This window comes from Xanthomonas sp. CPBF 426 (genome assembly GCF_903989465.1).
GTDB lineage: Bacteria > Pseudomonadota > Gammaproteobacteria > Xanthomonadales > Xanthomonadaceae > Xanthomonas > Xanthomonas euroxanthea.
The window spans coordinates 4,068,933-4,093,190 of the sequence record NZ_LR861805.1 but is presented as its reverse complement, the minus strand read 5'-3'; the positions used below and the strand labels follow the sequence as shown (position 1 = coordinate 4,093,190).

General features: G+C 66.1%; 24 protein-coding genes. 9 read left to right on the top strand and 15 right to left on the bottom strand.

Translation table 11 applies throughout. The features are described from left to right. Positions 1 to 3: 3 nt before the first annotated feature. Positions 4 to 753, bottom strand: coding sequence for a DUF3348 domain-containing protein (locus H7A87_RS17300; RefSeq protein WP_164740878.1), 750 nt, complete (start codon positions 751 to 753; stop codon positions 4 to 6). A 346-nt stretch (positions 754 to 1,099) separates the two neighbouring features. Between H7A87_RS17300 and H7A87_RS17295 the strand changes: the two genes are divergently transcribed. After that, on the top strand, positions 1,100 to 1,312 hold the full coding sequence (locus H7A87_RS17295; RefSeq protein WP_104583180.1) for a hypothetical protein: 213 nt from the start codon (positions 1,100 to 1,102) through the stop codon (positions 1,310 to 1,312). 55 nt (positions 1,313 to 1,367) lie between these two features. On the opposite strand, the gene H7A87_RS17290 is transcribed toward H7A87_RS17295, so the two are convergent. The 3 genes from H7A87_RS17290 to H7A87_RS17280 form a co-directional block, all read right to left on the bottom strand. Further along, a complete protein-coding gene (locus H7A87_RS17290) occupies positions 1,368 to 1,586 on the bottom strand; it encodes a hypothetical protein (protein ID WP_104583181.1) in 219 nt (72 codons plus the stop codon). A 10-nt stretch (positions 1,587 to 1,596) separates the two neighbouring features. Further along, positions 1,597 to 2,013 carry a YkgJ family cysteine cluster protein gene (locus H7A87_RS17285; protein WP_104650172.1) on the bottom strand — a complete coding sequence of 139 codons (417 nt, stop codon included), beginning with the start codon at positions 2,011 to 2,013 and terminating at the stop codon, positions 1,597 to 1,599. Between the two features lie 107 nt (positions 2,014 to 2,120). Further along, the gene (locus tag H7A87_RS17280) at positions 2,121 to 2,285 is read right to left on the bottom strand and encodes a hypothetical protein (protein WP_180496782.1); all 165 of its coding nucleotides are present in this window, start codon (positions 2,283 to 2,285) and stop codon (positions 2,121 to 2,123) included. A 210-nt stretch (positions 2,286 to 2,495) separates the two neighbouring features. Between H7A87_RS17280 and H7A87_RS17275 the strand changes: the two genes are divergently transcribed. Continuing rightward, positions 2,496 to 2,663, top strand: a complete 168-nt coding sequence (locus tag H7A87_RS17275) for a hypothetical protein (RefSeq protein ID WP_164740877.1) — start codon at positions 2,496 to 2,498, stop codon at positions 2,661 to 2,663. 86 nt (positions 2,664 to 2,749) lie between these two features. Here the strand turns inward: H7A87_RS17275 and H7A87_RS17270 are convergent, their stop codons facing one another. Next, positions 2,750 to 3,913: a zinc-dependent alcohol dehydrogenase gene (locus tag H7A87_RS17270; protein ID WP_104583183.1), complete on the bottom strand. Its 1,164-nt coding sequence runs from the start codon at positions 3,911 to 3,913 to the stop codon at positions 2,750 to 2,752. Positions 3,914 to 4,176: 263 nt separating this feature from the next. On the opposite strand from H7A87_RS17270, the gene H7A87_RS17265 reads away from it, so the two are divergent. Beyond that, positions 4,177 to 4,821, top strand: a complete 645-nt coding sequence (locus tag H7A87_RS17265; protein ID WP_119128255.1) for a DUF4142 domain-containing protein — start codon at positions 4,177 to 4,179, stop codon at positions 4,819 to 4,821. Between the two features lie 168 nt (positions 4,822 to 4,989). On the opposite strand, the gene H7A87_RS17260 is transcribed toward H7A87_RS17265, so the two are convergent. The 6 genes from H7A87_RS17260 to H7A87_RS17235 form a co-directional block, all read right to left on the bottom strand. Then, positions 4,990 to 6,765: an ABC transporter ATP-binding protein gene (locus H7A87_RS17260; RefSeq protein ID WP_119128256.1), complete on the bottom strand. Its 1,776-nt coding sequence runs from the start codon at positions 6,763 to 6,765 to the stop codon at positions 4,990 to 4,992. After that, entirely contained in the window at positions 6,762 to 7,913 is a 1,152-nt protein-coding gene (locus H7A87_RS17255) for a beta-glucosidase (protein WP_119128257.1), read from the bottom strand. The genes H7A87_RS17260 and H7A87_RS17255 overlap by 4 nt, the downstream gene beginning before the upstream one ends. A 126-nt stretch (positions 7,914 to 8,039) precedes the next feature. Then, positions 8,040 to 9,227, bottom strand: coding sequence for a UDP-galactopyranose mutase (glf, locus tag H7A87_RS17250; protein WP_180497044.1), 1,188 nt, complete (start codon positions 9,225 to 9,227; stop codon positions 8,040 to 8,042). Next, entirely contained in the window at positions 9,224 to 10,408 is a 1,185-nt protein-coding gene (locus tag H7A87_RS17245) for a glycosyltransferase family 1 protein (RefSeq protein WP_119128259.1), read from the bottom strand. Before H7A87_RS17245 ends, glf begins: the two co-directional genes overlap by 4 nt. 38 nt (positions 10,409 to 10,446) lie before the next feature. Beyond that, a complete protein-coding gene (galE, locus tag H7A87_RS17240; RefSeq protein WP_104650178.1) occupies positions 10,447 to 11,616 on the bottom strand; it encodes a UDP-glucose 4-epimerase GalE in 1,170 nt (389 codons plus the stop codon). 416 nt (positions 11,617 to 12,032) lie between these two features. Continuing rightward, positions 12,033 to 12,899, bottom strand: coding sequence for a glucose 1-dehydrogenase (locus H7A87_RS17235; protein ID WP_119128260.1), 867 nt, complete (start codon positions 12,897 to 12,899; stop codon positions 12,033 to 12,035). A gap of 216 nt (positions 12,900 to 13,115) precedes the next feature. Between H7A87_RS17235 and H7A87_RS17230 the strand changes: the two genes are divergently transcribed. From H7A87_RS17230 to H7A87_RS17220, 3 genes are all read left to right on the top strand, one after another. Next, complete coding sequence (locus H7A87_RS17230) at positions 13,116 to 13,301, top strand: hypothetical protein (protein WP_119128261.1); 186 nt, start codon at positions 13,116 to 13,118, stop codon at positions 13,299 to 13,301. A gap of 589 nt (positions 13,302 to 13,890) precedes the next feature. Continuing rightward, positions 13,891 to 15,171, top strand: a complete 1,281-nt coding sequence (locus H7A87_RS17225) for a sigma-54 dependent transcriptional regulator (protein WP_104583191.1) — start codon at positions 13,891 to 13,893, stop codon at positions 15,169 to 15,171. Then, positions 15,172 to 15,399 carry a hypothetical protein gene (locus H7A87_RS17220; RefSeq protein ID WP_166765855.1) on the top strand — a complete coding sequence of 76 codons (228 nt, stop codon included), beginning with the start codon at positions 15,172 to 15,174 and terminating at the stop codon, positions 15,397 to 15,399. It begins immediately after the preceding gene. On the opposite strand, the gene H7A87_RS17215 is transcribed toward H7A87_RS17220, so the two are convergent. Next, positions 15,393 to 15,776, bottom strand: a complete 384-nt coding sequence (locus H7A87_RS17215) for a hypothetical protein (protein ID WP_104650179.1) — start codon at positions 15,774 to 15,776, stop codon at positions 15,393 to 15,395. The genes H7A87_RS17220 and H7A87_RS17215 overlap by 7 nt on opposite strands. Positions 15,777 to 15,981: 205 nt before the next feature. Between H7A87_RS17215 and H7A87_RS17210 the strand changes: the two genes are divergently transcribed. Then, the gene (locus tag H7A87_RS17210; protein ID WP_180496781.1) at positions 15,982 to 19,536 is read left to right on the top strand and encodes a CheR family methyltransferase; all 3,555 of its coding nucleotides are present in this window, start codon (positions 15,982 to 15,984) and stop codon (positions 19,534 to 19,536) included. A gap of 262 nt (positions 19,537 to 19,798) precedes the next feature. Continuing rightward, positions 19,799 to 20,371, top strand: a complete 573-nt coding sequence (locus tag H7A87_RS17205) for a hypothetical protein (protein WP_104583193.1) — start codon at positions 19,799 to 19,801, stop codon at positions 20,369 to 20,371. Positions 20,372 to 20,613: 242 nt separating this feature from the next. Here H7A87_RS17205 and H7A87_RS17200 read toward each other — a convergent pair whose 3' ends face one another. Together H7A87_RS17200 and H7A87_RS17195 are read right to left on the bottom strand one after the other, a co-directional pair. Further along, the gene (locus tag H7A87_RS17200) at positions 20,614 to 21,513 is read right to left on the bottom strand and encodes a manganese catalase family protein (RefSeq protein WP_119128262.1); all 900 of its coding nucleotides are present in this window, start codon (positions 21,511 to 21,513) and stop codon (positions 20,614 to 20,616) included. Positions 21,514 to 21,647: 134 nt separating this feature from the next. Beyond that, positions 21,648 to 22,154: a ferritin-like domain-containing protein gene (locus tag H7A87_RS17195; RefSeq protein WP_104583195.1), complete on the bottom strand. Its 507-nt coding sequence runs from the start codon at positions 22,152 to 22,154 to the stop codon at positions 21,648 to 21,650. A 525-nt stretch (positions 22,155 to 22,679) separates the two neighbouring features. Between H7A87_RS17195 and H7A87_RS17190 the strand changes: the two genes are divergently transcribed. Beyond that, entirely contained in the window at positions 22,680 to 22,874 is a 195-nt protein-coding gene (locus tag H7A87_RS17190; protein WP_104583196.1) for a hypothetical protein, read from the top strand. Positions 22,875 to 22,897: 23 nt separating this feature from the next. Here H7A87_RS17190 and H7A87_RS17185 read toward each other — a convergent pair whose 3' ends face one another. After that, complete coding sequence (locus H7A87_RS17185) at positions 22,898 to 24,112, bottom strand: FAD-dependent oxidoreductase (protein ID WP_119128263.1); 1,215 nt, start codon at positions 24,110 to 24,112, stop codon at positions 22,898 to 22,900. Positions 24,113 to 24,258 lie beyond the last annotated feature (146 nt).

The following is a 24,258-nucleotide window of genomic DNA, read 5'->3' as shown; positions in this document are numbered from 1 at the left end:
CAGTTAGCGGGTACGAAGCGCTGCAAGCAGGCCTTCGATCGGGTGAAAACGGACATCCAGTTCGGCGAGCAACACGCTCTGCATGTCTTTGCGAAACACATCCAGCCAGCCGTCGGAGACCGCGCGTGGCGCGGCGTCGCCGTCGGCTGCCGGGGTTGGCGCCTGCGCGGCATCGCGCAGACGCTCGAAATGCGCACCGAGCAGGGTCGGCACATGGTTCAACAGGGTCTGCTCGCGCGGGCTCAAGGTCAGCTCCATCACCGCATCCACCTCGGCCAGCCGCGCCATCTGCCCGGACTCAAGGGCCAGCATGTCGCGCAGGCGGCCACGCAGGTCGCCGGTGGCGGTGCGCATTGCGCGTTGCATGGCCAGGTAGTGCTGGCGGAACGGGGCATAGTCGGGCGCAGGCAAGGCTGCCGCTGCGTCGCTGCCGGCAGCGGCGGCGCTGCGCGCATCGCGGCGTACGCGCGCGAGCACGGCATCCAGGTCGACCACGCTGCTGGTCGCCAACCCGGTGCGCACGCGTGCGCAAGCCTCGACGTCGAGCCGGCGCGTCTCGGGCAGCGCTTCGATCTCGGGCAGCTTGCCATCCAGCGCCTTGGACACGGCGACCGCGCGCGTCCAGTCGATCCATTGGCTGAGCCGGTCGGCGAGCGCATGGTTGGACTGGGCAACGTGGGCATCGGTGAGGCGAGCGAGCAGGCGAATGAACGCCGGGCCCGACAAGGGCGCCCGTGGAGCAGCTTTCGCCATTGGTCCGGTCAAAGACCGCGCATTTTACACGGGAATGTGCGTGGTTCGGCGCCCGGGCCAGGGCCGGAGCGCCTGTGGCTGCGGGCAGGGCTGGCGGCATTCAGCCGCGCTGTTGCTGGCTGAGCCGGCTCCTCTCCGCAGCAGATGCCGGCGGCTGCCTGGCGCCGTGGGGCGCCACGGTGCCAGGCACACCCAGCGCGGCAGCGGCGGAAATTGCGCAATGATGTCACCCCGGTCACCCTCTCTAACCAATTCAGGTTTCAATCCCCGGCGGTCTGATCGCGCCGGTTTTGCCAGGTGAACGGGTATAAGCTGCGGGCCGGGAAACCCCCAACGAGGGAACGCAATGGACCACTCCGACATGCAAGTGTCCGATCTGCTGGTCCTGGAGCTGCAAGGGTTCCACGATGCCTATGGCCGTGGACCGGACTTCTGGGATGCCTATCAGCGCATCATGGCCATCGCAGCACAGGCCGGCGGCAACATGATCAACCTGGCCAATGAAATGGCCTCGCTGGCGCAAGGGCTTGGAGCGATCGATCGCGCGCAGCTGCTGTAGAACCCGAGGCTGCAGGGTGCGGCGGGCCGGCTGTACCGGCAGGCGCCGCGCACGCTTACTTGGCGTTGGCAGCTGCCGGTTTGACGGCGACCGCAGGCGTGGTCTCGGGCTCGCCACGCTTCTTGTCGCGACGCAGCGGGGTATCGCCCAGCCGCTCGATCGCGCCGCCGGATTGCTGGAACGCCTCCAGATCGGCGGCCAGACGCTGCTCGGACAACCGCGGCTTGCCTGGCTGATTGCTCACGGTCATCGACTGACGGCGGGAGTTGTTCATGGCGAAATCCTCATGCGTTGTAGAGCGTCAAGGGAATGCCCCGCCGGCGTTGGTCGTCGTAGGTGGCACGCACGTCGCGGCAATACGGCCCGGACATGACGAAACGCCGGCAGATCGCCGGCCGCGTCTCGTAGATCGAACAACACATGCGCGCCGCGTCGATGGCCACGCACCAGCCTTCCTCGTCACGCGCCATCACGTGCCAGCCTTGCGGCGTCACGCTGGTCAGGTGGTTGGGGATGCGGTCGGATGGATCGACCATGACGGTGAGCCGGCAACAGACGGCATCGCAGCGTTCGCAGAGATTCTTGATGGAAAAGGCCAGATAGAGTGAAGGCGACACCGGAGTCCGGCCGCCCTTGCACCATACACCCTGGGCGTGCCGGGGTGTGAACCGGCCCCTGCCTTGGATGCAGCAGACGGGCATTGCGCTGCGGCAGTGCCCTGGGTGGCCGCGTCGTCGGCACTGCGATGCGTGCATTGCGTATGGGCCTGCGGTGCGGGTGCCGCGCGCGGAGGCATCGGTCGAGGCACTTAATGGTGCGGGTCGTATGCGTGCGTCATCGACGCTGCGACGTTGGCATCGACAGAAGGCAGGCAGGTAAGGAGATAAACGCGCGCCATGCCGATCATGATGGCGATGTCGAACGGTGCAATGCGCAGACAGACATGACGCACAGGGCGCATCCATCTACGCATGCCTTGTTGCTCCGTTGCGTCACGGCCGGATTGCCGGATCCACAGCGATCATCGGCTGCCAGCGTGCAACAGCGCCCGCAACGCGCCGCCTGGCTGGATGCATCCCTAAACGGTTGCCTTTGTCGTGCCGATGCGAAGACGTTTTTCACCTGTGCCGTCGCCGGACCACCGTAGCGTTGGGTGGTCCGCATCCACGCGACAGGAGAACCCATGACCATCGACCACAACCACGCAGCTGCGCCCGATTCGGCTGGCGATCACGACGACCAACGCAGCGAGAAGGAAAAACAGGACGCCTTGCAGGACGATGCGCTGGAAGAAACCTTTCCGGCCAGCGACCCGGTGTCGCCGTTCGTGCCGGCCAAGCCGCTGGACTGACCAGGCCGCACATCGACGAGCAATGCAAACGGCGCGGTCATCGACCGCGCCGTTTGCGTTTGCAGCGTCTTCAGCGCTGTTGGCGGTTACGGCGTCAACACCACCTTGCGGCAATCGTCCTGCTTCTTGTCGAACAGCTCGTAGCCACGCGCGGCATCGGCCAGCGGCATGCGGTGCGAGATGATCGCGCTGGGCTTGAGGTCGCCATTGCCGATGCATTCCAGCAGGTACGGCATATGCTTCTGCACATGGGTCTGGCCCATCTTGAAGCTCAGGCCCTTGTCGAAGGCATCGCCGAACATGAAGGCATGGATGAAGCCGGCATACACGCCCGGCACGCTGACCACACCGCAGCGGCGCGTTGCGGCAATGCACTGACGAATCGCCACGCCGCTGCTGCCTTCCAGCTTCAGGTTGGTCAGCGCGGTTTCGATCGCGCTGCCTTCGGCCTCGAATCCCACTGCCTCGATGCTGGCGTCCACGCCGCGGCCATCGGTCTGCGACACGATTACATCGGCCGGGTCATCGACCTCGTCGAAGTTGATCGGGATGATGCCGTAGGCCTTGGACGCGAAGTCCAGCCGGTACGCATGCCGGTCCACCATGAAAATGCGCTCGGCGCCCAGCATGCGGCAGCATGCCGCGGCCATCAGGCCCACCGGGCCGGCGCCGAAGATCGCCACTGTCGAGCCCTGCTTGACCCCGGCATCGATGACGGCCTGGTAGCCGGTCGGCAGAATGTCGGACAGGAACAGCACCTGCTCGTCGTGCAATGCATCGGGCACCACCAACGGCCCGACATTGGCCTTGGGCACGCGCACGTACTCGGCCTGCCCGCCGGACAGACCGCCATATAGGTGGCTGAAGCCGAACAGCGCCGCCGGTGGGCGCATGTCCTTGTGGTTGAGTGCGGCGCCCTTGCCGGTATTGGTGGTCTCGCAGGCGGAGAATTCCTGCAGCATGCAGTGGAAGCAGCGTCCGCAGGCCACCACGAACGGGATCACCACACGGTCGCCGGGTTTGACCGCGGTGACATCGGGGCCGACGTCTTCGACGATGCCCATGAACTCATGGCCGAGAATATCGCCATGCCGCAGGTCCGGAATCTTGCCGCGGTACAGATGCAGGTCCGAGCCGCAGATGGCGGTGGCGGTGACGCGCAGGATGAGATCGTCGCGTTCGACAAGGGTCGGATCCGGCACGGTTTCGACCCGCACATCGCGTGAGCCGTGGTAGTTGAGGGCAAGCATGGAGATCTCCCGTAAGGCCGTCGGTATGCGGCAACGCCGTGCAGTGTTGGCGGCGCGCCGTTAAGTCCATCAGCACGGCACGTGCGCACGGTGTGGACGCGCCCGATTGGCGACGCGGCGTTGATGCGCGTGTCACGTCTGGATAACCCGCGCACTCGCACTCTCGACTGCCACGCTGGATCGTCCGCAGCTCATGCCTGCAGCGACCATGCGATCCCGACAATCAACGACCGCGCCTGGCGCGATCAATCAAGGAGACAACGATGGGAATTTTCAAGATGCTGACCGCCGGCGCGGTGGGCTACGTGGCGTACAAGGCGTGGCAGCGTCGTCAGGACGACACCGGTGAAACGGCCAGCCCGACGAACAACGACCGCGACATTCAACAGCAGTCGCTCAGTGCGCCGGCCAAGGCCGGCAGCACCCCGCCGCATGGTGACCCGCTGCGTGCAGCCGCCACGCTGTCCAGCGACCGCAAGCAGGCACTGGGTGCGTTGGTGGTGTTCAACGAGCAGGAGCGCACGCTTGCGCAGCTGGCGGTCGTCAAGGGCCTTGAAGGCGAGACGTTGCAATTTGCCCGCAAGATGGACGAGGCACACAGCGCGGCGTTGACCGACCTCAGCCGTTTTGCGCCCGATCGCAGCGGCACGCTGGCGCAGGCCGCGTTCAGCCGCGCCGATGGCACCCGCAAGCGTCTGGAAGGCCTGGACGGCAAGGAGTTTGAAACGCAGTACCTGCAGGCCAGCGTGACCAGCCACGAGCAGGCGTTGACATTGCTGGACGCACAGCTGGCCAGCGAGCCGGGATCGAGCGATCTGGGCAAGGAATTGCAGCGTGCACGCCAGACCATCGCCCAGCATCTGGAACATGCCAAGTCGCTGCGGGCCAAGGCGAACCAGGCGCATTGATCCACCGCGATCGCTGATCGCGCACCGCAGCGTATGCGGTGAACACGGACAACAGGCAGCTTCGGCTGCCTGTTGCCGTTGTGGGCAAGCGCGGCGCGCATCGCGCATGTACGCCGCAGGCCGCAGGTTCAGCCGTTGCCGGGAGACCTCGTCGCAACACGGTCGTCATCACGCGTCAGGCGCCGCCTGCTCGAATCCCGCGGCCTGGCGTTGCCACAGGCCATCGAACACGCCACCGTGTCCACGCAGCTGCGCGGGACTGCCATCTTCGACCACGCGGCCGTGCTGCAGCACCACGATGCGATCGAAGCCGATCACCGTGGACAGGCGGTGCGCCACCGCCAGCACCGTGCGATCGCGCATCAGGTGATTCAGCGCGGCCTGAATTTCCGCTTCCGACTCGGTATCCAGCGCCGAGGTGGCCTCGTCCAGGATCAGGATCGGCGCGTCCTTCAGAAAGGCGCGCGCGATGCCCAGGCGCTGGCGTTGACCCCCGGACAACAGGACCCCGCGTTCGCCGACCTGGGTGTCGTAGCCGTGCGGCAACTGCCGGATGAAGCCATCGCAGAACGCATGCCGCGCGGCGTCCTGCACCTGCGCATCGCTGGCCTCCGGGCGGCCGTAACGGATGTTGTCGGCAATGCTGCGATTGAACAGCGCGGTCTCCTGCGGCACCACCGCAATCCTTTCGCGCAGGCTGTCCTGGCTGACGCTGCGGATGTCCTGGCCATCGATCAGCACGCGTCCGGATTGCACATCGTCCAGGCGCTGGATCAAGGCGATCAGGGTGGACTTGCCGGCACCGGAAGGCCCGACGATGCCGACCTTCTGGCCGGCAGGGATATGCAGGGTCAACCCGTCCAGCACGGCCGCCCGCTGCGGATAGGCAAAGCACACATCTTCGAAGCGCACATCGCCCTGCGCCAGCGCCAGCGGTGTGTCCGCATCGACGATGGCATGCGGTTGCAGGATGATCTGCAGCGTGTCGGCGATGGCGCCCAGCTGCTGGGTGGTGTCCACCAGCGTCAGCGCCAGGTCGCGCGAGCCGTGCAGGATGCGGAAGGTCAACGCGCTGACCAGCACCACATCGCCGGCGCTCACCGTGCCGGCGCGCCACAGGCTGATCGCCCAGATCAGCATGCCGCCGGCCATCACCGACAGGCAGATGTCGTGGATCACCCTGGCCTTTTCCACATACATCCAGCTGCGTCGATGGGCGACCGCCTCGTCGCCGATCTGCCCGGCCAGCCGCGCGCTTTCGCGATCGCGCGCCGCAAACGCCTTGATCGTCCACACATTGGACACCGCATCCACCAGCTCGCCGCCCACGCGTGCGGCCTGCGCGGCAAAGCGCTGATGCTTGGCGCGGCCGCGGATGCCGAAGCTGGTGATGATGGCCGCCACCACCGCGATAAAGCCGACCAGGGTGGCGGCCATGCGCCAGTCCACCGTGAGCAGCAGCACGATGGCGCCGATGAAGTCCACGACCGGTGGCACGATCTTCCAGGCCAGCCCGCCATAGATCTGCCCGGCCGCGCTGCCCAGTGCGGTGATGCGGTTGCCCAGCGCGCCGGCAAGATGCTCGCTGAAATACCGCATCGGGTGGCCGGTGAGGTGGCGGAACAGATCCACGCGGATGTCCACCACGCTGGCCACCACGGTGCGACAGCCCAGCCAGCCGCCCAGCCGCCACAGCAGGTTTTCGATGGCGATCAGGCCGATGAACACGCCCAGCGGCAGCCAGACCTCGGCCTCGGTCCGTTGGTCGCCTGCCATCGCATCGACCAGCACCTTCATGCCGTACTGCACCGAGACCGCGCAGCCGGCAGCGCCGACGATCAACAGCAGCAAGCCGGCAAAGTGCCAGGGCCGCTGGCGAATGTAATGCCATAGAAAACGCGCAGGCGTGTCCGGCAACAGCGCGGGCTGCGCGATGGTGTTCACGTATCGATGTCGGCCAGCGCCCGCTGCGGCACACGCAGGCCGAAGCGTTCGTGCTCGCGGCGTAACTGCCCGGCCAGCCCGGCGTCCAGCGGGCGCTGCCCGTGTTCGTCGGCATAGCCGAACAGGCCGGTGGGGCAATGGCGGTAGTTGTCCCAGCCCGGATAGTCCAGCACCGGATACAGGCAGATCCCCTCCATCGGCACGCCCTGCTGCATGGCCAGTGCCACTTCACTGGCGACGTGCGCAAGCCAGCCGGCGCGTTTGTCGCCTTCGGCACCGGTTTCGGAGAGGATCAGCGGGCGCTGATAGCGCTGCCAGAACCCGTCCATGATCGCCGAGAGCGGGCGGTGGTCGGGAGACGTGCGCGGGATCGGCGCACCGCCCAGATACCACTGGTTGTCTGCGTAGTAGTTGAGGCCGACGATGTCCAGATACTGCGGCGCGCCGCCCAGCCCGGGCCACTGCCTGCCGCAGATCATGTCCCAGGCCTCGAATTGCGCCACTCGCAGGCGCTCGGCTTCCCGGCGCGGGCCGGGGCGGTCGTTGGCGGCGGCCACATGGATGGCCGGGTCCACCTGCACGAAGCGCGCGCGCGGTTCGACCTGCCGCACCGCGTCGATCGCGGCAATGGTGGCGCGTACCAGCTGGTGCTTGAGCTCGAAGCCGCGCCCGCGCGCCTTCGGATGCATGCGCGCGTGGTCGCCGCCGTTCCAGGCCCAGAACGAGATCTCGTTGATCGGCGCGTAGAACGGCACGGCATCGCTTGCGTTCTTGACGCATTGCGCCGCCGCGGCAGCAAACCGCGCGAAACGATCGACGAACTGCGGGGTCCAGATATCCACATCGTCCGGCCAGCCGTAGTGGCACAGATCCCAGATCACCTGGGTGCCGGCGGCATTGGCGGCATGCAGCATCGGCAGGAAGCTGGACCAGTCGTACTGCCCTGGCCGTTGCTCGATCAGGTGCCAGCGCAGGCCATCGCGCGCGGTACGCATGCCGTGCGCGGACACGGCGCGATAGTCGTTTTCCGCCCAGCGGTCGTGCCGGGTGCCGGCGATCAGATCCAGCCGGCGGCCATCGCGCCGGCGATGGGTCGAACACTCGAAGCCCGCCATGAAAAAACTGTCGAACACTGTGGGGCTGTGCATCTGGGGTCCTGCTGCATCTTCGCCGCACTGCCGGCGGAACAATGAAATGTGATTGACACGCCACGCCGGCCTGGAACGCCGCTTCGCATCACCGCAGCGCAACCCTGCCGGGTGAGATCCGGCCGCTCAGGCCATCAGTTCGGCGCGGCGTTGGTGCTCGGCGTCTTCGATGCGCTTGAACAAGGCCAGCGCCTGGCCGACGACCTGATCCATGTTGTAGTACTTGTAGGTGCCCAGCCGCCCCAGGAAGGTGACATTGGGCGTCTGGGCGGCCAGCCGTTCGTAGCGCCGGTACAGCTCGGCGTTTTCCGCGCGCGGGATCGGATAATACGGGTCGCCCTCGGCCGAAGGATACTCGCGGGTGAGGCTGGTCCTGGGATGCTGCTGGCCGGTCAGGTGCTTGTACTCGGTGATGCGTGTGTAGGCGACAGCTTCGGCCGGGTAGTTGACCGTGGCCACCAACTGGAAGTGCTCCTGATCCACGGTGCTGTGTTCGAACCTGAGCGAGCGATACGGCAGCTTGCCGTAGCAGTGGTCGAAGTATTCGTCCACCGGGCCGCTGTAGACCAGCTGGTCGTAGTCCAGCTCGTCGCGGATCTCGCGGTAGTCGGTATTGAGCATCACCTTGATGTTGGGGTGATCGAGCATGCGTTCGAACATGCGCGTATAGCCGTGCAGCGGCATCTGCTGGAAGGTGTCGGTGAAGTAGCGGTCGTCGTCGTTGGTGCGGGTGGGCACGCGCGAGGTCACCGATTTGTCCAGCTGCGACGGATCCAGGCCCCATTGCTTGCGCGTATAGCCCTGGAAGAAGGTTTCGTACAGCTCGCGGCCCACCTGGTTGATCACCACATCCTCGCTGGTCTGGATGTCGGCCACCGGCTCGGCGCGGCTGGCCAGGAATGCGGCAGCGGCATCCTCGGTGGTGAGCTGCAGGCCGTAGAGCCGGTTCAAGGTGGTCATGTTGATCGGGATCGGTACCTGCTGCTCGCCCACCTGCGCGAGCACGCGGTGCTCGTAGGGCCGCCACTGGGTGAAGCTGGACAGGTAATCCACGATGCGCTGCGCATTGGTGTGGAAGATATGCGGGCCGTAGCGATGGATCAGCACCCCGGCGTCGTCATGGAAGTCGTAGGCATTGCCACCGATATGCGGGCGGCGGTCGACCACCAGCACGCGCTTGCCCAGGCCTGCGGCCAGACGCTCGGCCAGCACGCTACCGGCAAAGCCCGCGCCGATGATCAGGTAGTCGAATCCGCGCCGGGTGCCGCCGAGCACGCGCGTGCTCGCCAGCGGGACGGTGCCCGACGGTGTCATTGCTTCCACGTGAGTTTCTCCTGCATCAAGGCATGGGTGTGGTCCCAGGACATCTCGCCCAGCACCTGGTCGGCGGTGTCCAGCAGCTGCGCGCGGTCGCTGCCGTCGCGTAGCGCGGCCTCGCAGGCGGCCACGAAGGCCGCAGCGGTGTCGGCAATGCGCACCACGCCGGTGTCGCCATAGGTGCGCACCACATCGTGGATCGGCGTGGACACCACCGGGCAGCCGCCGGCCAGGTATTCCGGGGTCTTGGTCGGGCTGATGAAACGGGTGGAGGCGTTCATTGCGAACGGCATCAGCGCCACGTGCCAACCGGACAGATAGCCGGGCAGCGCGTCATACGTCTTGCCACCGAGATAATGGATGTTGGCGGCCTGCGGCAGGTCGGACGCGGCGATCTTGACCACCGGCCCGATCATCACGAACTGCCACTGCGGCCGCTGCCTGGCGATATCGCGCAGCAGGGCCACGTCGAAGCGCTCGTCGATCACGCCATAGAAGCCCAGGCGCGGGTGCGGGATGGCGGCCTGGTCGGCAGGTTCCTGCTGCGGCTGGCGTGCGGCGGCAAAATGCGCCACGTCCACGCTGCTGGGGAAGGCATGGATGTTGGCGTGCAGTGCACGCTTGGCTTCCCAGATGCTGTAGCCACCGGTGAACACCACGTCGGCGCGTTGCAGCAGTTCGCGCTCGCGCTGTACCAGCTCGGGTGGCGCACCGGCAAATGCCGACAGCTCGTCCATGCAGTCGTAGACGATCGCGCGCGCACGCAGATGCGCACTGAAGCTCAGACTCATCGGCGTGTAGTACCACAGCAGCAGGTCGCCCACGCCAAGCTCGGCCAGGTAGCCATCCAGCAACTGGCGCTGCGCCTGCACCGCATCCTCGCCCGTGCACCCGGCCGGCAGGCGTGGCACCAGCACATGCAGGCCGCCTTCTTCGCCGCGTAGCTGCAGCCAGGGTTCGGATTCATCGCAGGCGATGGGCTCTTCCCAGAACAGCACATTGCAGTCGCCGGCAAAGCGTGACATCAGATGCTGCGGGCGTTGGTAGACAAAGCTCCAGCGCAGATGCGACAGGCACAACAGGGTAGTGCGTGCCGGATCGAACTGCGGCACGCTGTCGGAGGAAACGGCTCGGCGGCTCTTGCCGATGTCGTCGTGGAACTGACCAGCCCAACTCATGGAATGACCTCGCTGAAAAAAAAAGGAATGCGCGCCACTCAGGCGCGCGACAGACGGTCCGTCGGGACCAGCGTGCGTGCAGGTTCGCTGCGCCGGCGGCCCTCGGCAGCCGGCAACAGGCAGCGCGCCGGCGCACCTGCGTCGCGCGCAAGCTCGGGGTCCGGCACCGGTGCCGGTGTGCGCGACGTGCGCAGGCGCGAGGTGGCATAGCCGTCCGGATGCATGGACTGCCAGCGCCAGGCGTCGCCACACATGCGGTCCAGGTCGTGTTCGGCCTTCCAGCCGAGCAGGCGATGGGCGAGCGTGGCATTGGCGTAGTACACAGCCACATCGCCGCCGCGACGCGGCGCAATGCGCAGCGGTATGCGCCGGCCACTGGCGCGCTCGAATGCGGCAGCCACTTCGCGCACGCTGTAGCCGCGCCCGGTGCCCAGGTTCACCACCAGGCCGGTGCGCTCGCGCTGCAGGTAGTCGATGGCATCCACGTGCGCGCGTGCCAGATCCATCACATGCAGGTAGTCGCGCACGCCGGTGCCGTCGGCAGTGGGGTAGTCGTCGCCAAAGACCTGCAGCGCATCGCGGCGACCGACCGCCACCTGTGCGATATAGGGCATCAGATTGTTCGGTACGCCGCGCGGGTCTTCGCCCAGGTAACCGCTGGGATGCGCACCGACCGGGTTGAAGTAGCGCAGCAGCGCCGCGTTGAATTCCGGCCAGGCCGCGCTGAGGTCGGCGATCATCTCCTCCATCATCAGCTTGGTGCGCCCGTAGGGATTGCTCGCCTTCAGCGGCGCGTCCTCCCGGATCGGGCTGGTGTTGGCATCGCCATACACGGTGGCCGAGGAACTGAATACCAGCGTGCTCACCTGGGCGGTGCGCATCGCGCGCAGCAGTGCCAGCGTGCCGGTCACGTTGTTGTTGAAGTACAGCAACGGTTCGCGCACCGATTCGCCCACCGCCTTGAGCGCGGCAAAATGCAGCACCGCCTCGATCTTCCTTGCAGCCAGCAGCGTGCCCAGCTCGGGTGCGCGCACATCCATGCGATGGAAGTCCGGGCGAAACCCCATCAGGTGCTGCAGATGGTCGAGCACGCGCTCGGAGGAATTGCTCAAATTATCGACAATGCACACCTGGTGGCCACGCAGTGCCAATTCGACGCAGGTGTGTGAGCCGATATAGCCGGTGCCGCCAGTGACCAGAATTCTCATTGATTGTCTGCCTTGTGGAGGGCGCTCACGCGCCGGCCTCTCAATGGCGCGGATGCACCACGTCGCACGTTTCGATGCGTGTTGCGTGACGTCATCGCGCCGGCAGTGCACTGCTCCTGCGCCACGCATGGGTGACGGGCAGCTCTGGGCGAGAAGAAGGGGGGGCATCACGGTCCAACGCCACCCACGGTAGGAGTGCGGCCGTGAGAGCAGGCACAGTGGTGGGTGCGTGCCGCGCGAGTGTGGCCTTGACCGAAACCTCACCGTGACTGTGGGTCGGTGGACACGCGCGCCGTGTTGCTGGCGGCGCGCAGTGCATCGCCCCGGGCACTGCAAGCGCACGCTGCGGCAACGAAAAAGCCCGCCTGGCTAGGGACGCCAGGCGGGCTTGACGATGCGGTGCGGCGTTGGGCGGGTTACAGCGTGACGGCGCCGCCGGCAATGGTGAGCAAGGTGCCCGAGGTGTAGCTGGCGGTATCGGCTGCCAGCATCACGTACGCCGATGCCAGCTCGACCGGCTGCCCGGGGCGCCCCATCGGTGTCTGGCCGCCGAAGTTTTCCACCGACTCCTCATCCATGCCGGCGGGAATGAACGGCGTCCAGATCGGACCCGGCAATACCGCATTGACGCGGATGTGCTTGTCGGCCAGCACGCCGGCCAGGCCAATGGTCAGGTTGGCCAATGCCCCCTTGGTGGCGGCATACGGCAGGATGTTCGGCGTCGGTTTCTTGGATTGCACCGAGGCGGTGTTGATGATGGAGCCACCGTCGGTCATCAGCGGCACCGACAACTGCACCAGATGGAACACGGCATGCACGTTGGTGTCGAAGGTCTTGCGCCACTCCTCCAGCGTGATGTCCTCAAACTTGTCGAAATACTGCTGGTAGCCGGCGTTGTTGACCAGGATGTCCAGGCCGCCGAAGGTGCTGTTGACCTTGTCGATCAATGCAGCGGCCTGGGCGGGGTCGCTGATATCGCAGCCCACCAGCAACGCCTTGACGCCGGCCTTCTCGATCAATGCGCCGATTTTGGCGGCGTCTTCCTGCTCATCGGGAAGATAGGCGATTGCCACGTCGGCCCCCTCGCGTGCATACGCAATCGCCACGGCCGCGCCGATGCCGCTGTCTCCGCCGGTGATCAACGCACGTTTGCCGGTGAGCTGCCCGTGGCCGACATAACTGTCTTCGCCATGGTCCGGGCGCGGGTCCATCTTTTCGGTACGCCCGGGGAAACCCTGTTGCTGCGGTTTGAACGGCGGGCGGGGGTAGTTGGGTACGGGCATTGTTGTCTCCTGACGAGATGACGCATCACTGTGATGCAGCAGTGTGCGCACGCAAACGTAAACACACGGGCTAGGCGATGTCGGCGGCGTGTGTGGTGCCACCGCCGCCGCTGGCGCGCGCGCCGCTTGCTTCACACCACCGCGCAGCTTTGTTCACTGCTCTGCAATGCGCACCGGCCTAGCGTGGGCTCATGACCACAACGCAGGAGAACGACGATGGGCAGTGAACCGAAAAAGCCGTGGGGTCCGAACGATGATCAGAAAAAGCCGTTTACGCCGCAGGAACAGCGCAACGAGGATGTGGAGTGGAAGGTCCACGACATGCCCGACGAAGACCGCGATGTGAACAAGGCCGACCCTGAACACGACTACGAACGTCCAGACGGCTCAGAAAAGCGCTGAGTCACGGGCAATGCTGCAATTGCGGCGTCCGTCATGCCGGCGCACGCAGGCGCGCGCCGCGTCATGGCGCTGGCGTGGCGGATCCATGCACACCGTCTCTACGCCTGCCGCGTAGGCTGGCGGTCACATCTCGCGATCACGGCTTGCATCCGTTGGCCCTGAAGCCGCGGTTGCGCGACGCTGCAACCAGCGTCTCGGCTCGCTTCATCGCCCCTCAACCGCCTCGCCGCCACATCACGGCGCAAGCGAGCTGATCCAGCAGCTCGGTCCAGCCGTGCCCGCACGCAGGCCGCGCTCCTATTCCCAACAAAGCTTGTTCCCAACAAAGCTTGCGCTGTTTGGCGTTTCGACGCATTCGACGCGTCGACCGACCCCAACCGTGACGCTTGGCACTGGCGTAATCCCGCGTTGCCCTGCGTACTTCGGGCAAACTTCTACGGCGAGCTCGACTCTGGGGAAGCGAGCGCCAGGTGGCCGGACGGCCGTGACAGCGATGTGCGATTTTCGTGGTGGCGTGCAGGCGCGTTTTTCGCGCCGCCGTCACAATTCTCAACTGAACATGTATTAGTCATTGCGGACAGAAGCGCTCATGGACCGTCTTTCCTGCGCCATCATCGACGACGACGTGGAGTTCTGCGATCAGGTGGTTGAGCTAGCCACCGATAGCGGCTTCCGTGCCAAGGGCATCCACACCCTTGGCGAAGCCAGCCGTTGGCTGGACAGCAACTTTCCCGACCTGTTGGTGGTGGATGTTGGCCTGCCCGACGGCAGCGGTTTCGATCTCATCGAACGGCTCGACCCGGATCACACGCCGCAGATCGTGGTGGTCTCGGGCGATTACGCCTACGAAACCCAGGGCCGCGCGCAGCAGTTCGGCGTCAGCGAGTTCCTCACCAAACCGTTCGCGCCCGAACGGCTGGAACGCGTGCTCGGCGGCCTGCGTGAGGCGCAGCAGGGCAACCTGGGCATCATCGGCAACAGCGACAGCATCGTGCTGTTGCGCAAGGACATCGTGCGCGTGGCGCCGACCGATCTGAATGTGCTGGTGACCGGCGAAACCGGCACCGGCAAGGACCTGGTCGCGCGCGCCATCCATCGGGTCTCCGGCCGGCGTGGTCGCTTCGTGCCGGTCAACTGCGGCGCCATTCCCGAGGAACTGCTGGCCAGCCAGCTGTTCGGCCACGAGCGTGGCAGCTTCACCGGTGCCGATCGTCGGCATGCCGGGTTCCTGGAGCAGGCAGCAGATGGCACGCTGTTCCTGGATGAGATCGGCGAGATGCCGACCCGGCTGCAGGTCTACCTGCTGCGCGCGATCGAGTCGCGCAGCTTCATGCGTGTGGGCGGCAGCGAGGAAATTCCGCTGGACGCGCGGGTCGTCGCGGCGACGCACCAGCATGTGCAACGCGAGCACGGCGTGCTGCGCGAGGATCTGTTCTACCGGCTCAACGAATACCCGATCCAGGTGCCGCCGCTGCGCGAGCGTCGCGGCGATGCGCGTCTGCTGGGCCTGCGCGTGATCGACGAGCTCAACGTCAAGTACGGCACCCGCAAGCTGCCGACCAAATCGTTGCTGCGTTATCTGGCCTACCACACCTGGCCGGGGAACGTGCGCGAGTTGCGCTCGTTCATCCGCTACCTGTACCTGCGCTCGGACGGCGACCTGTTGAGCGCGCCGGATGTGGTGCAGACCGTGCCGCAGGCCGACGAAGACGGCTTGCTGATTCCGGCGGGGTGGACCATGCGCCAGGCCGAGGACGCCATGATCGAGGCGGCACTGGCGCGCACGCGCTTCAACAAGAAGGCGGCGGCGCGCGAATTGGGGATCAGCGTGCGCACGCTGCACAACAGGCTCAGCGACAAGGACGCGTAAGTGAGCGACGCATCGCATGGACGGCGGCGCGAGCTGCTGCATCAGCTGCGCAACCGCCTCAACGTGATGGGCTTTGCGTTGTATGCATTACGCAGCGAGACCTCAAAGCCCATGGAGACCTTGCGTGCCACCCATCAGTCGGCGGTGGAGTTGCTCAACCAGCTCGGCGAGGAAGAGCGCGCCCTGCGCCAGGACGGTGCGGTGTCCACCGACGGCACCGATCAGTAATGCTCGGCCGGTTGGGTCTGGCTGCTGAGCAGCGCGGTGATCGTGCGTGGGTTGTAGGGCTTCATGCAGTACGACAGGTGCGCAAACCGCGGCGGTAGCGTGTAGCGGTCGTAGCCGGAGCAGAACGAAAACGGTACCCCGCGCTGCAGCAGCGCATCGGCCACCGGGAACACCGGTTGGCCACGCACATTGACGTCGAGCAATGCGCCGTCGATGGCCTGTCCGGAGGTCACCAGCGACAGCGCCTCGGGCACATTGCCCACCGGTCCGAGCACGCAGACGCCTGCCTCCACCAACAGGTCGTTGAGCGATTCGGCCAGCAGGTAATCGTCCTCGACCACGAGGATGCGAAGTCCGTTGAGTGGATTGTCCAGCATGGGAATTCCTCGCGCGATGGCGCGGTCCGGCGACGCGCACGCCATAGTGCGCGCCGTGTCGGTTAAGGCCGCGCGTAAGCAGGCGCTTCCAGACCCATCGCGTGCAGTGCCTGTACCGCTCAGACGCCGCGTAGCGGTAGAGGCAGGTTTACGCCATCATTGACGATTGCGCCTGACACCCGGCGCCGTTGATGCGATGGCTGCAATGACAGACGACGACACCTCCTGCGACGACACCGCAGCGGCCACTGCGCCCGATGCCATGGCGCCACCGCCGTTGTTCATTCTCGGTGTTGGTGCCGACGGCCTGGACGCCACGCGCCTGGCCGAACTGCTCGACGCAGTGGCCGGCGCGCCCAATCTGGTCATCATGCTGTTGCTGCGCGATCGTCACCTGCTCGACGAGTCGCGCCTGCGCGAGTTGCTCGGCCCGCAATCCAGTCTGCTGCTGGCACCCGCAGATGGCGATGCGCTGCATCCCGGACGCATCTACCTGCCGCCCAGCCAGACGCTGGTGACCCTGGAAGAAGGGCGGTTGCGGCTGCGCCCGCTGGAGGACGCCAGCGATCACGGCCTGATCGACAGCTTCTTCGTCTCGATGGCGCATGACCAGGACGGCAACGTGATCGGCGTGATCATGGGGCGCTTCGATGGCGACGGCACGCTGGGCACCGCGGCCATCAAGGAGTGTGGCGGCCTGGCGCTGGCGGTGGACGACCCGTCCTTGCACGGCATGGATCTGCGCAATGCCGGCAACCCGGCCGCCATCAGCGACGACATCCTGCCGCTGCCGCGGGTGGCCGCACGCATCGCCGCACACATGCAGCGCCACCATCGCTTCGGTCATCCGGCACCGGTGGGCGTGCGCAACGGCAGCGAGAACGATCAGCTCAGCCAGGTCGCCAGCATCCTGCGCAATGCCACCGGCCACGATTTCCATGGGTACAAGCGCGCCACGTTCCTGCGCCGCGTGCAGCGCCGCATGCAGGTGGTGCAGGCGGACACGCTGGAGCAGTATCTGGAGCAGCTGCGCAGCCGCTTCGACGAACCGCTGTTGTTGTTCAACGATCTGCTGATCGGCGTGACCCAGTTCTTCCGCGACCGCCGCGAGTTCGAGTTCCTGGAGCAGCAGGTGATTCCGCGCCTGTTCCAGGGCAAGCAGCCGGGCGACCACCTGCGCGTGTGGGTGCTGGGCTGTTCCACCGGCGAAGAGGCGTATTCGCTGGCGATGCTGTTGCGCGAGCATGCGCAGACGCTGGACGTGGCGCCACGCATCCAGATCTTCGCCAGCGACATCGACGGGCGGGCATTGGCCATTGCGCGGGTGGGGCGTTATTCGTCCAGCATCGTCGCCGATGTGGGGCCGGAGCGCCTGCAGCGCTGGTTCGTCAAGGAAGGCGACACCTATGTGGTGAGCAAGCAGCTGCGCGAGTTGTGCGTGTTCTCGCAGCACAGCATCGTCAAGGACCCGCCGTTCTCGCGGCTGGATCTGGTGTCGTGCCGCAACCTGCTGATCTACCTGGATGCCGAGCTGCAGAACCGGGTGATCCCGGTGTTTCACTTTGCGCTCAAGCCGGGCGGCTACCTGTTCCTGGGCAATGCCGAAAACGTCTCGCGGCATGCCAAGTTGTTCGCACCGGTGGAGCGCAGCTTCCGCGTGTTCCAGAAGATCGATGCCGACAGCCGCATGCATGCCCCCTTCCCGTCGTCCGCGCCCGGACTGGACGGCCACGCGCCGGCGGCAAGCCGCCAGCAGCGCAGCGTCAGCAATGCACTGGTGCTTGCCGGCGAGCGCATCGCCGACCGCTACGCGCCGGCCTATGCGGTGCTGGACGAGCATTTCGATGTGCTGCATTTCTCCTCGCAGGCCGGACGCTTCATCCGTCCCGGCGGCGGCGCGCCCAGCCTCAACCTGCTCAACCTCGTTCACCGCGACCTGCGGCTGGAGTTGCGCAGCGCGCTCGGCCGTGCCGAAGCGGACATGACGCCGGTGCAGGCCAAGGGCATCCAGATGCACGAGGATGCGGCGACCCTGGCGGTGGACCTGTTCGTGGAGCCGACCTCGGATTCGGAGGTGCCGCGCGGCTACGTGGTGCTGTTCCAGGAAGTGGAAGCGCGTGAGCTGGCCGAGCTGGCGCCGCCGAAAGACACCGTGTCCGACAACGCACATGTGCAGGCGCTGGAGAACGAGCTGCGCATGACCCGCGAGCGGCTGCAGTCGATGATCGAGGAGCTGGAGAGCACCAACGAAGAGCTCAAGTCCTCCAACGAGGAATACCAGTCGCTCAACGAAGAACTGCAGAGCGCCAACGAAGAACTGGAAACCTCCAAGGAAGAGCTGCAGTCGGTCAACGAGGAAGTCACCACGGTCAACGGCGAGCTGGCCCACCGCGTGCAGGAACTGGCGCATGCCAACAGCGACCTGAAGAACCTGCTGGAAAGCACCCAGATCGCCACCGTGTTCCTGGACAACGAGCTGCGCGTGACCAACTTCACCCCCGCAGTGACCGACATCCTGCCGTTGGTGGAAAGCGATATCCACCGGCCGATCAGCAACATCAAGCTGCACGTGACCTACGACGAACTGCAGGACGATGTGCGCCGGGTGATCCGCACGCTGGCGGTGCTGGATCGCGAAGTGGAAAACCCCGCCACGCGTGCCCGCTACATGGTGCGGGTGCTGCCATACCGCACGGTCAACAACTTCATCGGCGGCGCGGTGTTGACCTTCATGGATGTCACCCCGCTGACGCGCGCCGAGCGCGCGTTGCGCAGCAGCGAGCAGCGCCTGCGTACCTTGATGGAGGGGATTCCACAACTGGTGTGGCGTTCGCGCGATGGCGGCCGCTGGACCTGGTCCAGCCCGCAATGGTCCAGCTATACCGGGCAACACGATGGGCAGAGCCTGGAGCTGGGCTGGTTACAGGCAGTGCATCCGGACGAGCGCGAGCTGACCTTGAATGCCTGGCACGACAGTGCGCGCACCGGCGGGCTGGACGTGGAGCACCGCCTGTTCAATGCAGCCGAGCACCGCTACCGCTGGTTCCATACGCGCAGCGCGCCGGTGCTGGACGAACGTGGCCAGGTGCTGGAGTGGCTGGGAACCTCCACCGAATCGGACAACCTGCGCCGCCTGCAGGATGAGCAGCGCGTGCTGGTCAGCGAATTGCAGCATCGCACCCGCAACCTGATCACCGTGGTGCAGTCGGTCGCCAAGCAGACCGTACAGACCAGCCACAGCATGCCGGAATTCGCCGGCAGGTTCGACGACCGGCTCTCGGCGTTGTCGCGCGTGCAAGGGCTGTTGTCGCAGTCGGACAACGCGCCCACCACCATCGGCGCATTGCTGCGCATGGAGCTGGATGCGCTCGGTTCCGAGCCCGACCAACGGCGCATCGTGGTGGACGGCCCGGAGGTGGCACTGCGCAAGTCCACCGTGCAGACGCTGGCGCTGGCACTGCACGAGCTCGCGACCAATGCACTCAAGCATGGCGCATTGGCGGTAGCGACCGGCACCTTGTCGGTGCGCTGGGAAGTGGTGACCAACGACGACGCCTCGACGCGCCTGGTGTTGTTGTGGACCGAAGAAGGCGCCAGCCAGCAACGACGCAACGATCGCGACCAGGCAAGCGGATTCGGCCGCCGCCTGATCGAAAAAGCCCTGCCGTACAGCCATGGCGCGCAGACGCGTTACGAGCTCAGCGATACACGCCTGGAATGCGAGATCCAGTTGCCGCTGACCTCGCTGCACGATCCATAGCCGAGCGCACGCGTGCGTGCAGTCTCTGCGCACGCTGGCAGGCGCTACGGTGCCGATGTGCGAATGCAGTGCACCTCCACGCACCCGCACGGAAAATCCTGCGCGTGCGTGCAGATGTTTGCGACCAATTCGCACCTCGCAGCGCCGCCGCTGCCGCTGCCGTCATCCAAGACCGTTGCAGGACGCCTATGTGCGGGATCGAAAAACTTGGCGCGTATTGTGCGTAGCTGCTGCTGTCATCAAGCTGCACAGTGGAGTCAACATGATTACGCGCATCCTTCAGTTGTCAGGCCGCGTTGCGAGCAATGCCTGGGTCGAGATCGGTGTCGGTGCCGATGCCGACATTCTGGTTGCCGACCGTGGCGGCAGACGCGAGGAGCGTGCAACCTTCGGTCGACGTGCGCCGGGACAGCAGCGCTCGATCAATACCCAGGAGCCGGAGTGGCTGGGGCGGGTCGACCTCGCCATCTGGGAAACCCAGCGCTGCCTGATCCCGCTGTGCGGATTCGTCTGCACCGCATCGGCAGATGGCGCCACCTCGGCAACCTGGTTGAGCCAGGACGGGGGGGCGCTGTACGCCGCAGGCCTGCGCAATGTCATGGATATCGGCGGCCGCCTGCAGATGGGGTTCTCACTGCTGGTCGCGTCCTCGGCCAGCCTGCCGACACAGCGTCCCTTATGCGTCGACGGCGATGCCACGCAGTGGCTGCAGCGCAGTGGCGAGGAGGCGATGCGTCACCTCCTGCCCTGGCGGCTGGAGCGTTGCACCGCCGCGGCGGACGTGCGGCCCGAGTGGGCCACCGATGCGCAGGCCCGACAGGCCGCGCCGGTGTGAGGCGTGGTGGCAGGCAGTGACAACGAGAGGCCCGGTGGGCCTCTTTTTTTGTCGTTCGGTAACGCGTTGCACACGGGTCGGGATCCCTTGGCGCGCCAGCTGCAGTGCGTGGTCGTGGCAGATGATGTGCCCAGATGCGGCAACAGCCACCTGCAGGACCGTCAACGGAAGGTACGTCGCGCATTAAAAAGCCCGGGTCGCGAACGACCCGAGCTAATCTCAGCAATCGCTGTCGAGGACGATCAGCGCTGGATGTCGCCAGTGGTGGAGCCGGCCCCCGGGCCTGCGCCCAGGTCTGCACCGGTCACCCGATCCAGCTCCGGGTTGGAGAGCAGGCGCAGCGACATCGCATCCAGTGCTTCGGTCTGCGTTGCATCCAGCGTGACCGTGGCCGAGCCATCGCCGCCGTCCACCGCGGACTGCAGCTCACGGTCTTCCACCACGTCCCACTGCTCGCCGGCATTCCAGGGGCCGACCGTATCGCCTTCGCCCTGCGACATGTTGTAGTACACGTCGGTGAAGCGCGGGTCGCCCGGCAGCTTGCCCGGCGGGAAGTTCGGTTCGATCGCGTACAGCGCCTTCTCGAAGGATTTCTGATGCGCCACTTCGCGCGTCATCAAAAAGCGCAGCGCATCGACGATGCCCGGGTCATCGGTGACGGTGATCAGGCGCTCGTAGACCAGCTTGGCGCGGGCTTCGGCAGCGATGTTGGAGCGCATGTCCGAGGTCGGGCAGCCGATCGAATCGACATAGGCCGCGGTCCACGGCACGCCGCTGGAATTGACCAGCGCCGGGCCGCCGCCGTACAGGATCTGCTGGGTGTGGCTGGTGCTGTTCTGGGTCATGGAGCGCATCTCCATGGCCTCTTCCATCCCCTCGGACAACACGGCCTTCGGGCCCTTGTTGAGCATGGCGATGATCGAACCGATGATTTCCAGGTGGCTCAGTTCTTCGGTGGCGATATCGAACAACAGGTCCTTGCGGCCGGGATCGTTTTCGCCCAGTGCCTGGGTGAAGTACCGCATCGCCGCGGCAAGCTCGCCCTGCGGCCCGCCGAACTGCTCGAGCATCAACGTGGCCAGATCCGGATTGGGTTCGGCAACGCGAACGGTGTACATCAAACGCTTGTTATGCATGAACATGGGTCATGTTTCCTGGCTGGCGCCCGGCGACAACTGCAACGCGGCATGCGCGCAGAAACCTGAGGCTGGCTACGGGTGGGGGTTGCCTGCGGGATGCAGGCAAACGCAGGCGGCAGCGCCGCCTGCGCAATGCATCAGGCCGCCTTGCTGGGCTTGGATGCCTTCTGATTGCCGCCTTGCTCGGCGAGCAGGGTCAGCTTTTCATCGGTGGCTTTTTCTTCTTCCAGCGTGGACAGCAGCAAGGTGACCGCATCGGTGTAGCCCAGCTGCTTTGCGATCGCTGCAATGGTGCCGTACGAGGCGATCTCGTAATGCTCCACCTTCTGCGCGCCGCCAATCAGCGCCGCATCGCGTACCGGACCTTCCTCGATCTCATCGATCACCTCACGGCTTTCCTCGACCAGGCCTTCCATCGCGGCACACTTGATGCGCTTGAGCTTGATGCCGAGCAGTTCGACGATCTGGTCGATGCGTTCGATCTGGCCCTGGGTTTCTTCCAGGTGCAGCTTGAACGCTTCCACCAGCTTGGGTTCGGTTGCTGCGCGTGCCAGACGCGGCAGTGATTTGGTCAACTGCTTTTCTGCGCTGTAGATGTCCGACAGCTCGTGGACGAAAAGCTCTTCAATTGTCTTGATCGCCATGGGCGGCTCCTAGGGGATGAATGGATGGATGAACAATGCGGTGCACCGGGTGTGGGTCTTGCCCTTCGATGCGCGCGAGCCAGCAGTTGCATCGCCTCGACGGCACGCTGCCTGCCATGACGCGTGCCATGCAGCGTTGGGCCGTGCACATGCACGCTGTCTCGCATGGTCGCTACGCTAGCTGTCGGCGTGTTAGCGCAATTGGTGGATGCGGTGATCCCGATGCGATGGCGACCTGTGCCGTACGCTGCGCCGGCCACACGCGGTCGCCGATGCGATGGCGCCGCGTGGTGGGGCCGCGTGGCGGGGCCGCGCTGCAAATGACAGGGGCACTTTCTCAAGCTGCGCCCGTGCACCGCGCATGGTGAATGCGCTACCTGCCGCATCACGCACCCACCTTGCGCAGAGGGCAGGCCGGCGATTCGCGCCAGTATCGGCACCGTGCAGCATGGACGGGCGGAGGATGCACGCCGTTGCGGACCGATGCGCTACAACCGATGGCTCGTCCTTGCCCCGGAGGCTGCCATGACGCCGTTGGACAAACCGCTACGCCGCGAGCTGCAGATCGGCGAGCAGGCCTACACCTTGATCATCGACCCGCAGGGCTTGAAGCTGGTCGAAAAAGGCCGCCGCAACGGCGTGACCTTGCGCTGGGACGAGCTGGTCAGCGGCGATGCCGCACTGGCTCGCGCGCTGCAGGCCTCGCTCGGCGAGTCCTGACTGCAGCGCGCAGGCAAGGCGACTCAGGCCTGAGGAAACAGCCGCGCCAGCTCGCGGACCGCCGCTGCGGATGCAGCGTGATCCGGCGTGGGGTCGGGGTTGTTGAAATCGTTGGCACCCTGCGCCTGCACCAGCACGCCATCGCGGCGTGGCACCACGTTGAGATTGTGGCCGCGCCACACCAGCCCGTAGGTCACTTCCGGTTGCGGAATCAGGCGCGCGGTCTGCCCGCGCACCGGGATGACGCTGTCGTCGCCAAGCAAGGCACGCGCCCCGTAGCCCGTGGCATTGACCAGGATCTTTTCGCGCAACTGGCCGAACTGGCGCGGATGCTCGAAGCTGCGCGTCTGCAGCTCGCCGCCGGCCTGCAGGAAGTCGTCCATCAGCAGCCGCGCATAGGCGCTGAGGTTGAAGGTCAACTGGCTGTAACGACGCACGAACGGCACCGGAAACGGATGCCTGCCGGGGGCGACCGGCTGCGAGCGCGGGCCGAGATCGTCGAGCAGTTCGCGCTCCAGCGGCGGGTAATCCGGCTCGTGCGCTTCGGCCGATGTGCTCGGCTGGTCGAACGGCACATCCGACAGCGCGTAACCATCGCGCCATTCGATCGGCTCGCCCGGCAGGCCCAGCAGGGTCTGGTAGCGGCGGAACGAGATGCGCGCCATCTCTTCCCAGCGGGTCCTGAAATCGGCGCTGGCATATTCGCTGGTGCACACCCGCGAGTCCGGCGACCACACGCCGGTGGCGTAGAACGAGCGCACGTCCGGCAGGCGCTCGCGCGCATAGATGCGCACGCGCAGGCCCGCGCGTTGCGCCACCAGCGCGGTGGTCAGCCCGATCGCACCGCAGCCGATCACCGCCAGCTCGCGCACATCCGCATCGGCCGCGCGCACCAGCCGCAGCGCGTGCTCGGCCGCGCCCCACGACAGCGACCACCCGCTGCCGCCATGTCCATAGTTGTGCACCACCGTCTTGCGGCCGATGCGCTCGGCCTCGATCCGCGGCCCCTGCGCACGGAACGGGCGGGTGCAGCCGTTGATCGCGATGATGCGATCGACGGACGCACGGATCGGTGCCAGCGGCAGCGCTGCGGCGAACTGCTCGGGCAGGGCGCCCGGTGGCATGGCGGGCAATGGCGAAGACGGCGCAGCGGCCGCCTTGCCGGTCGCGGCCCAGCTTCCGGTGGAAGCGGCCGCAAGCGCAAGGCCGGCGCTGTGCAGGAAATGACGACGGTGCATGCGACTCCTGAGCGGTGTGGAGGAGATGATCGGGACCACGGCGCCAGCGCGACCGGCCACGCGCCGCGCGCGCCACGCAGCATCGGTAGAAGCCAGGGAGCTGCGTCGCCGCGCGCGACGCCCGGTGGCCGCCGCTTGCGGACCTG

What these genes read in the sequence shown, in the direction of transcription:
- H7A87_RS17290 (WP_104583181.1), bottom strand. Translation starts at nt 1,586, where the DNA reads ATGAACAACTCCCGCCGTCAGTCGATGACCGTGAGCAATCAGCCAGGC.
- H7A87_RS17230 (WP_119128261.1), top strand. Translation starts at nt 13,116, where the DNA reads ATGGGCAGTGAACCGAAAAAGCCGTGGGGTCCGAACGATGATCAGAAA.
- H7A87_RS17270 (WP_104583183.1), bottom strand. Translation starts at nt 3,913, where the DNA reads ATGCTTGCCCTCAACTACCACGGCTCACGCGATGTGCGGGTCGAAACC.
- H7A87_RS17300 (WP_164740878.1), bottom strand. Translation starts at nt 753, where the DNA reads ATGGCGAAAGCTGCTCCACGGGCGCCCTTGTCGGGCCCGGCGTTCATT.
- H7A87_RS17265 (WP_119128255.1), top strand. Translation starts at nt 4,177, where the DNA reads ATGGGAATTTTCAAGATGCTGACCGCCGGCGCGGTGGGCTACGTGGCG.
- H7A87_RS17285 (WP_104650172.1), bottom strand. Translation starts at nt 2,013, where the DNA reads ATGCCCGTCTGCTGCATCCAAGGCAGGGGCCGGTTCACACCCCGGCAC.
- glf (WP_180497044.1), bottom strand. Translation starts at nt 9,227, where the DNA reads ATGACACCGTCGGGCACCGTCCCGCTGGCGAGCACGCGCGTGCTCGGC.
- H7A87_RS17255 (WP_119128257.1), bottom strand. Translation starts at nt 7,913, where the DNA reads ATGCACAGCCCCACAGTGTTCGACAGTTTTTTCATGGCGGGCTTCGAG.
- H7A87_RS17280 (WP_180496782.1), bottom strand. Translation starts at nt 2,285, where the DNA reads ATGCGTAGATGGATGCGCCCTGTGCGTCATGTCTGTCTGCGCATTGCA.
- H7A87_RS17185 (WP_119128263.1), bottom strand. Translation starts at nt 24,112, where the DNA reads ATGCACCGTCGTCATTTCCTGCACAGCGCCGGCCTTGCGCTTGCGGCC.
- H7A87_RS17245 (WP_119128259.1), bottom strand. Translation starts at nt 10,408, where the DNA reads ATGAGTTGGGCTGGTCAGTTCCACGACGACATCGGCAAGAGCCGCCGA.
- H7A87_RS17210 (WP_180496781.1), top strand. Translation starts at nt 15,982, where the DNA reads ATGACAGACGACGACACCTCCTGCGACGACACCGCAGCGGCCACTGCG.
- H7A87_RS17235 (WP_119128260.1), bottom strand. Translation starts at nt 12,899, where the DNA reads ATGCCCGTACCCAACTACCCCCGCCCGCCGTTCAAACCGCAGCAACAG.
- H7A87_RS17215 (WP_104650179.1), bottom strand. Translation starts at nt 15,776, where the DNA reads ATGCTGGACAATCCACTCAACGGACTTCGCATCCTCGTGGTCGAGGAC.
- H7A87_RS17190 (WP_104583196.1), top strand. Translation starts at nt 22,680, where the DNA reads ATGACGCCGTTGGACAAACCGCTACGCCGCGAGCTGCAGATCGGCGAG.
- H7A87_RS17295 (WP_104583180.1), top strand. Translation starts at nt 1,100, where the DNA reads ATGGACCACTCCGACATGCAAGTGTCCGATCTGCTGGTCCTGGAGCTG.
- H7A87_RS17195 (WP_104583195.1), bottom strand. Translation starts at nt 22,154, where the DNA reads ATGGCGATCAAGACAATTGAAGAGCTTTTCGTCCACGAGCTGTCGGAC.
- H7A87_RS17200 (WP_119128262.1), bottom strand. Translation starts at nt 21,513, where the DNA reads ATGTTCATGCATAACAAGCGTTTGATGTACACCGTTCGCGTTGCCGAA.
- H7A87_RS17275 (WP_164740877.1), top strand. Translation starts at nt 2,496, where the DNA reads ATGACCATCGACCACAACCACGCAGCTGCGCCCGATTCGGCTGGCGAT.
- H7A87_RS17225 (WP_104583191.1), top strand. Translation starts at nt 13,891, where the DNA reads ATGGACCGTCTTTCCTGCGCCATCATCGACGACGACGTGGAGTTCTGC.
- H7A87_RS17205 (WP_104583193.1), top strand. Translation starts at nt 19,799, where the DNA reads ATGATTACGCGCATCCTTCAGTTGTCAGGCCGCGTTGCGAGCAATGCC.
- galE (WP_104650178.1), bottom strand. Translation starts at nt 11,616, where the DNA reads ATGAGAATTCTGGTCACTGGCGGCACCGGCTATATCGGCTCACACACC.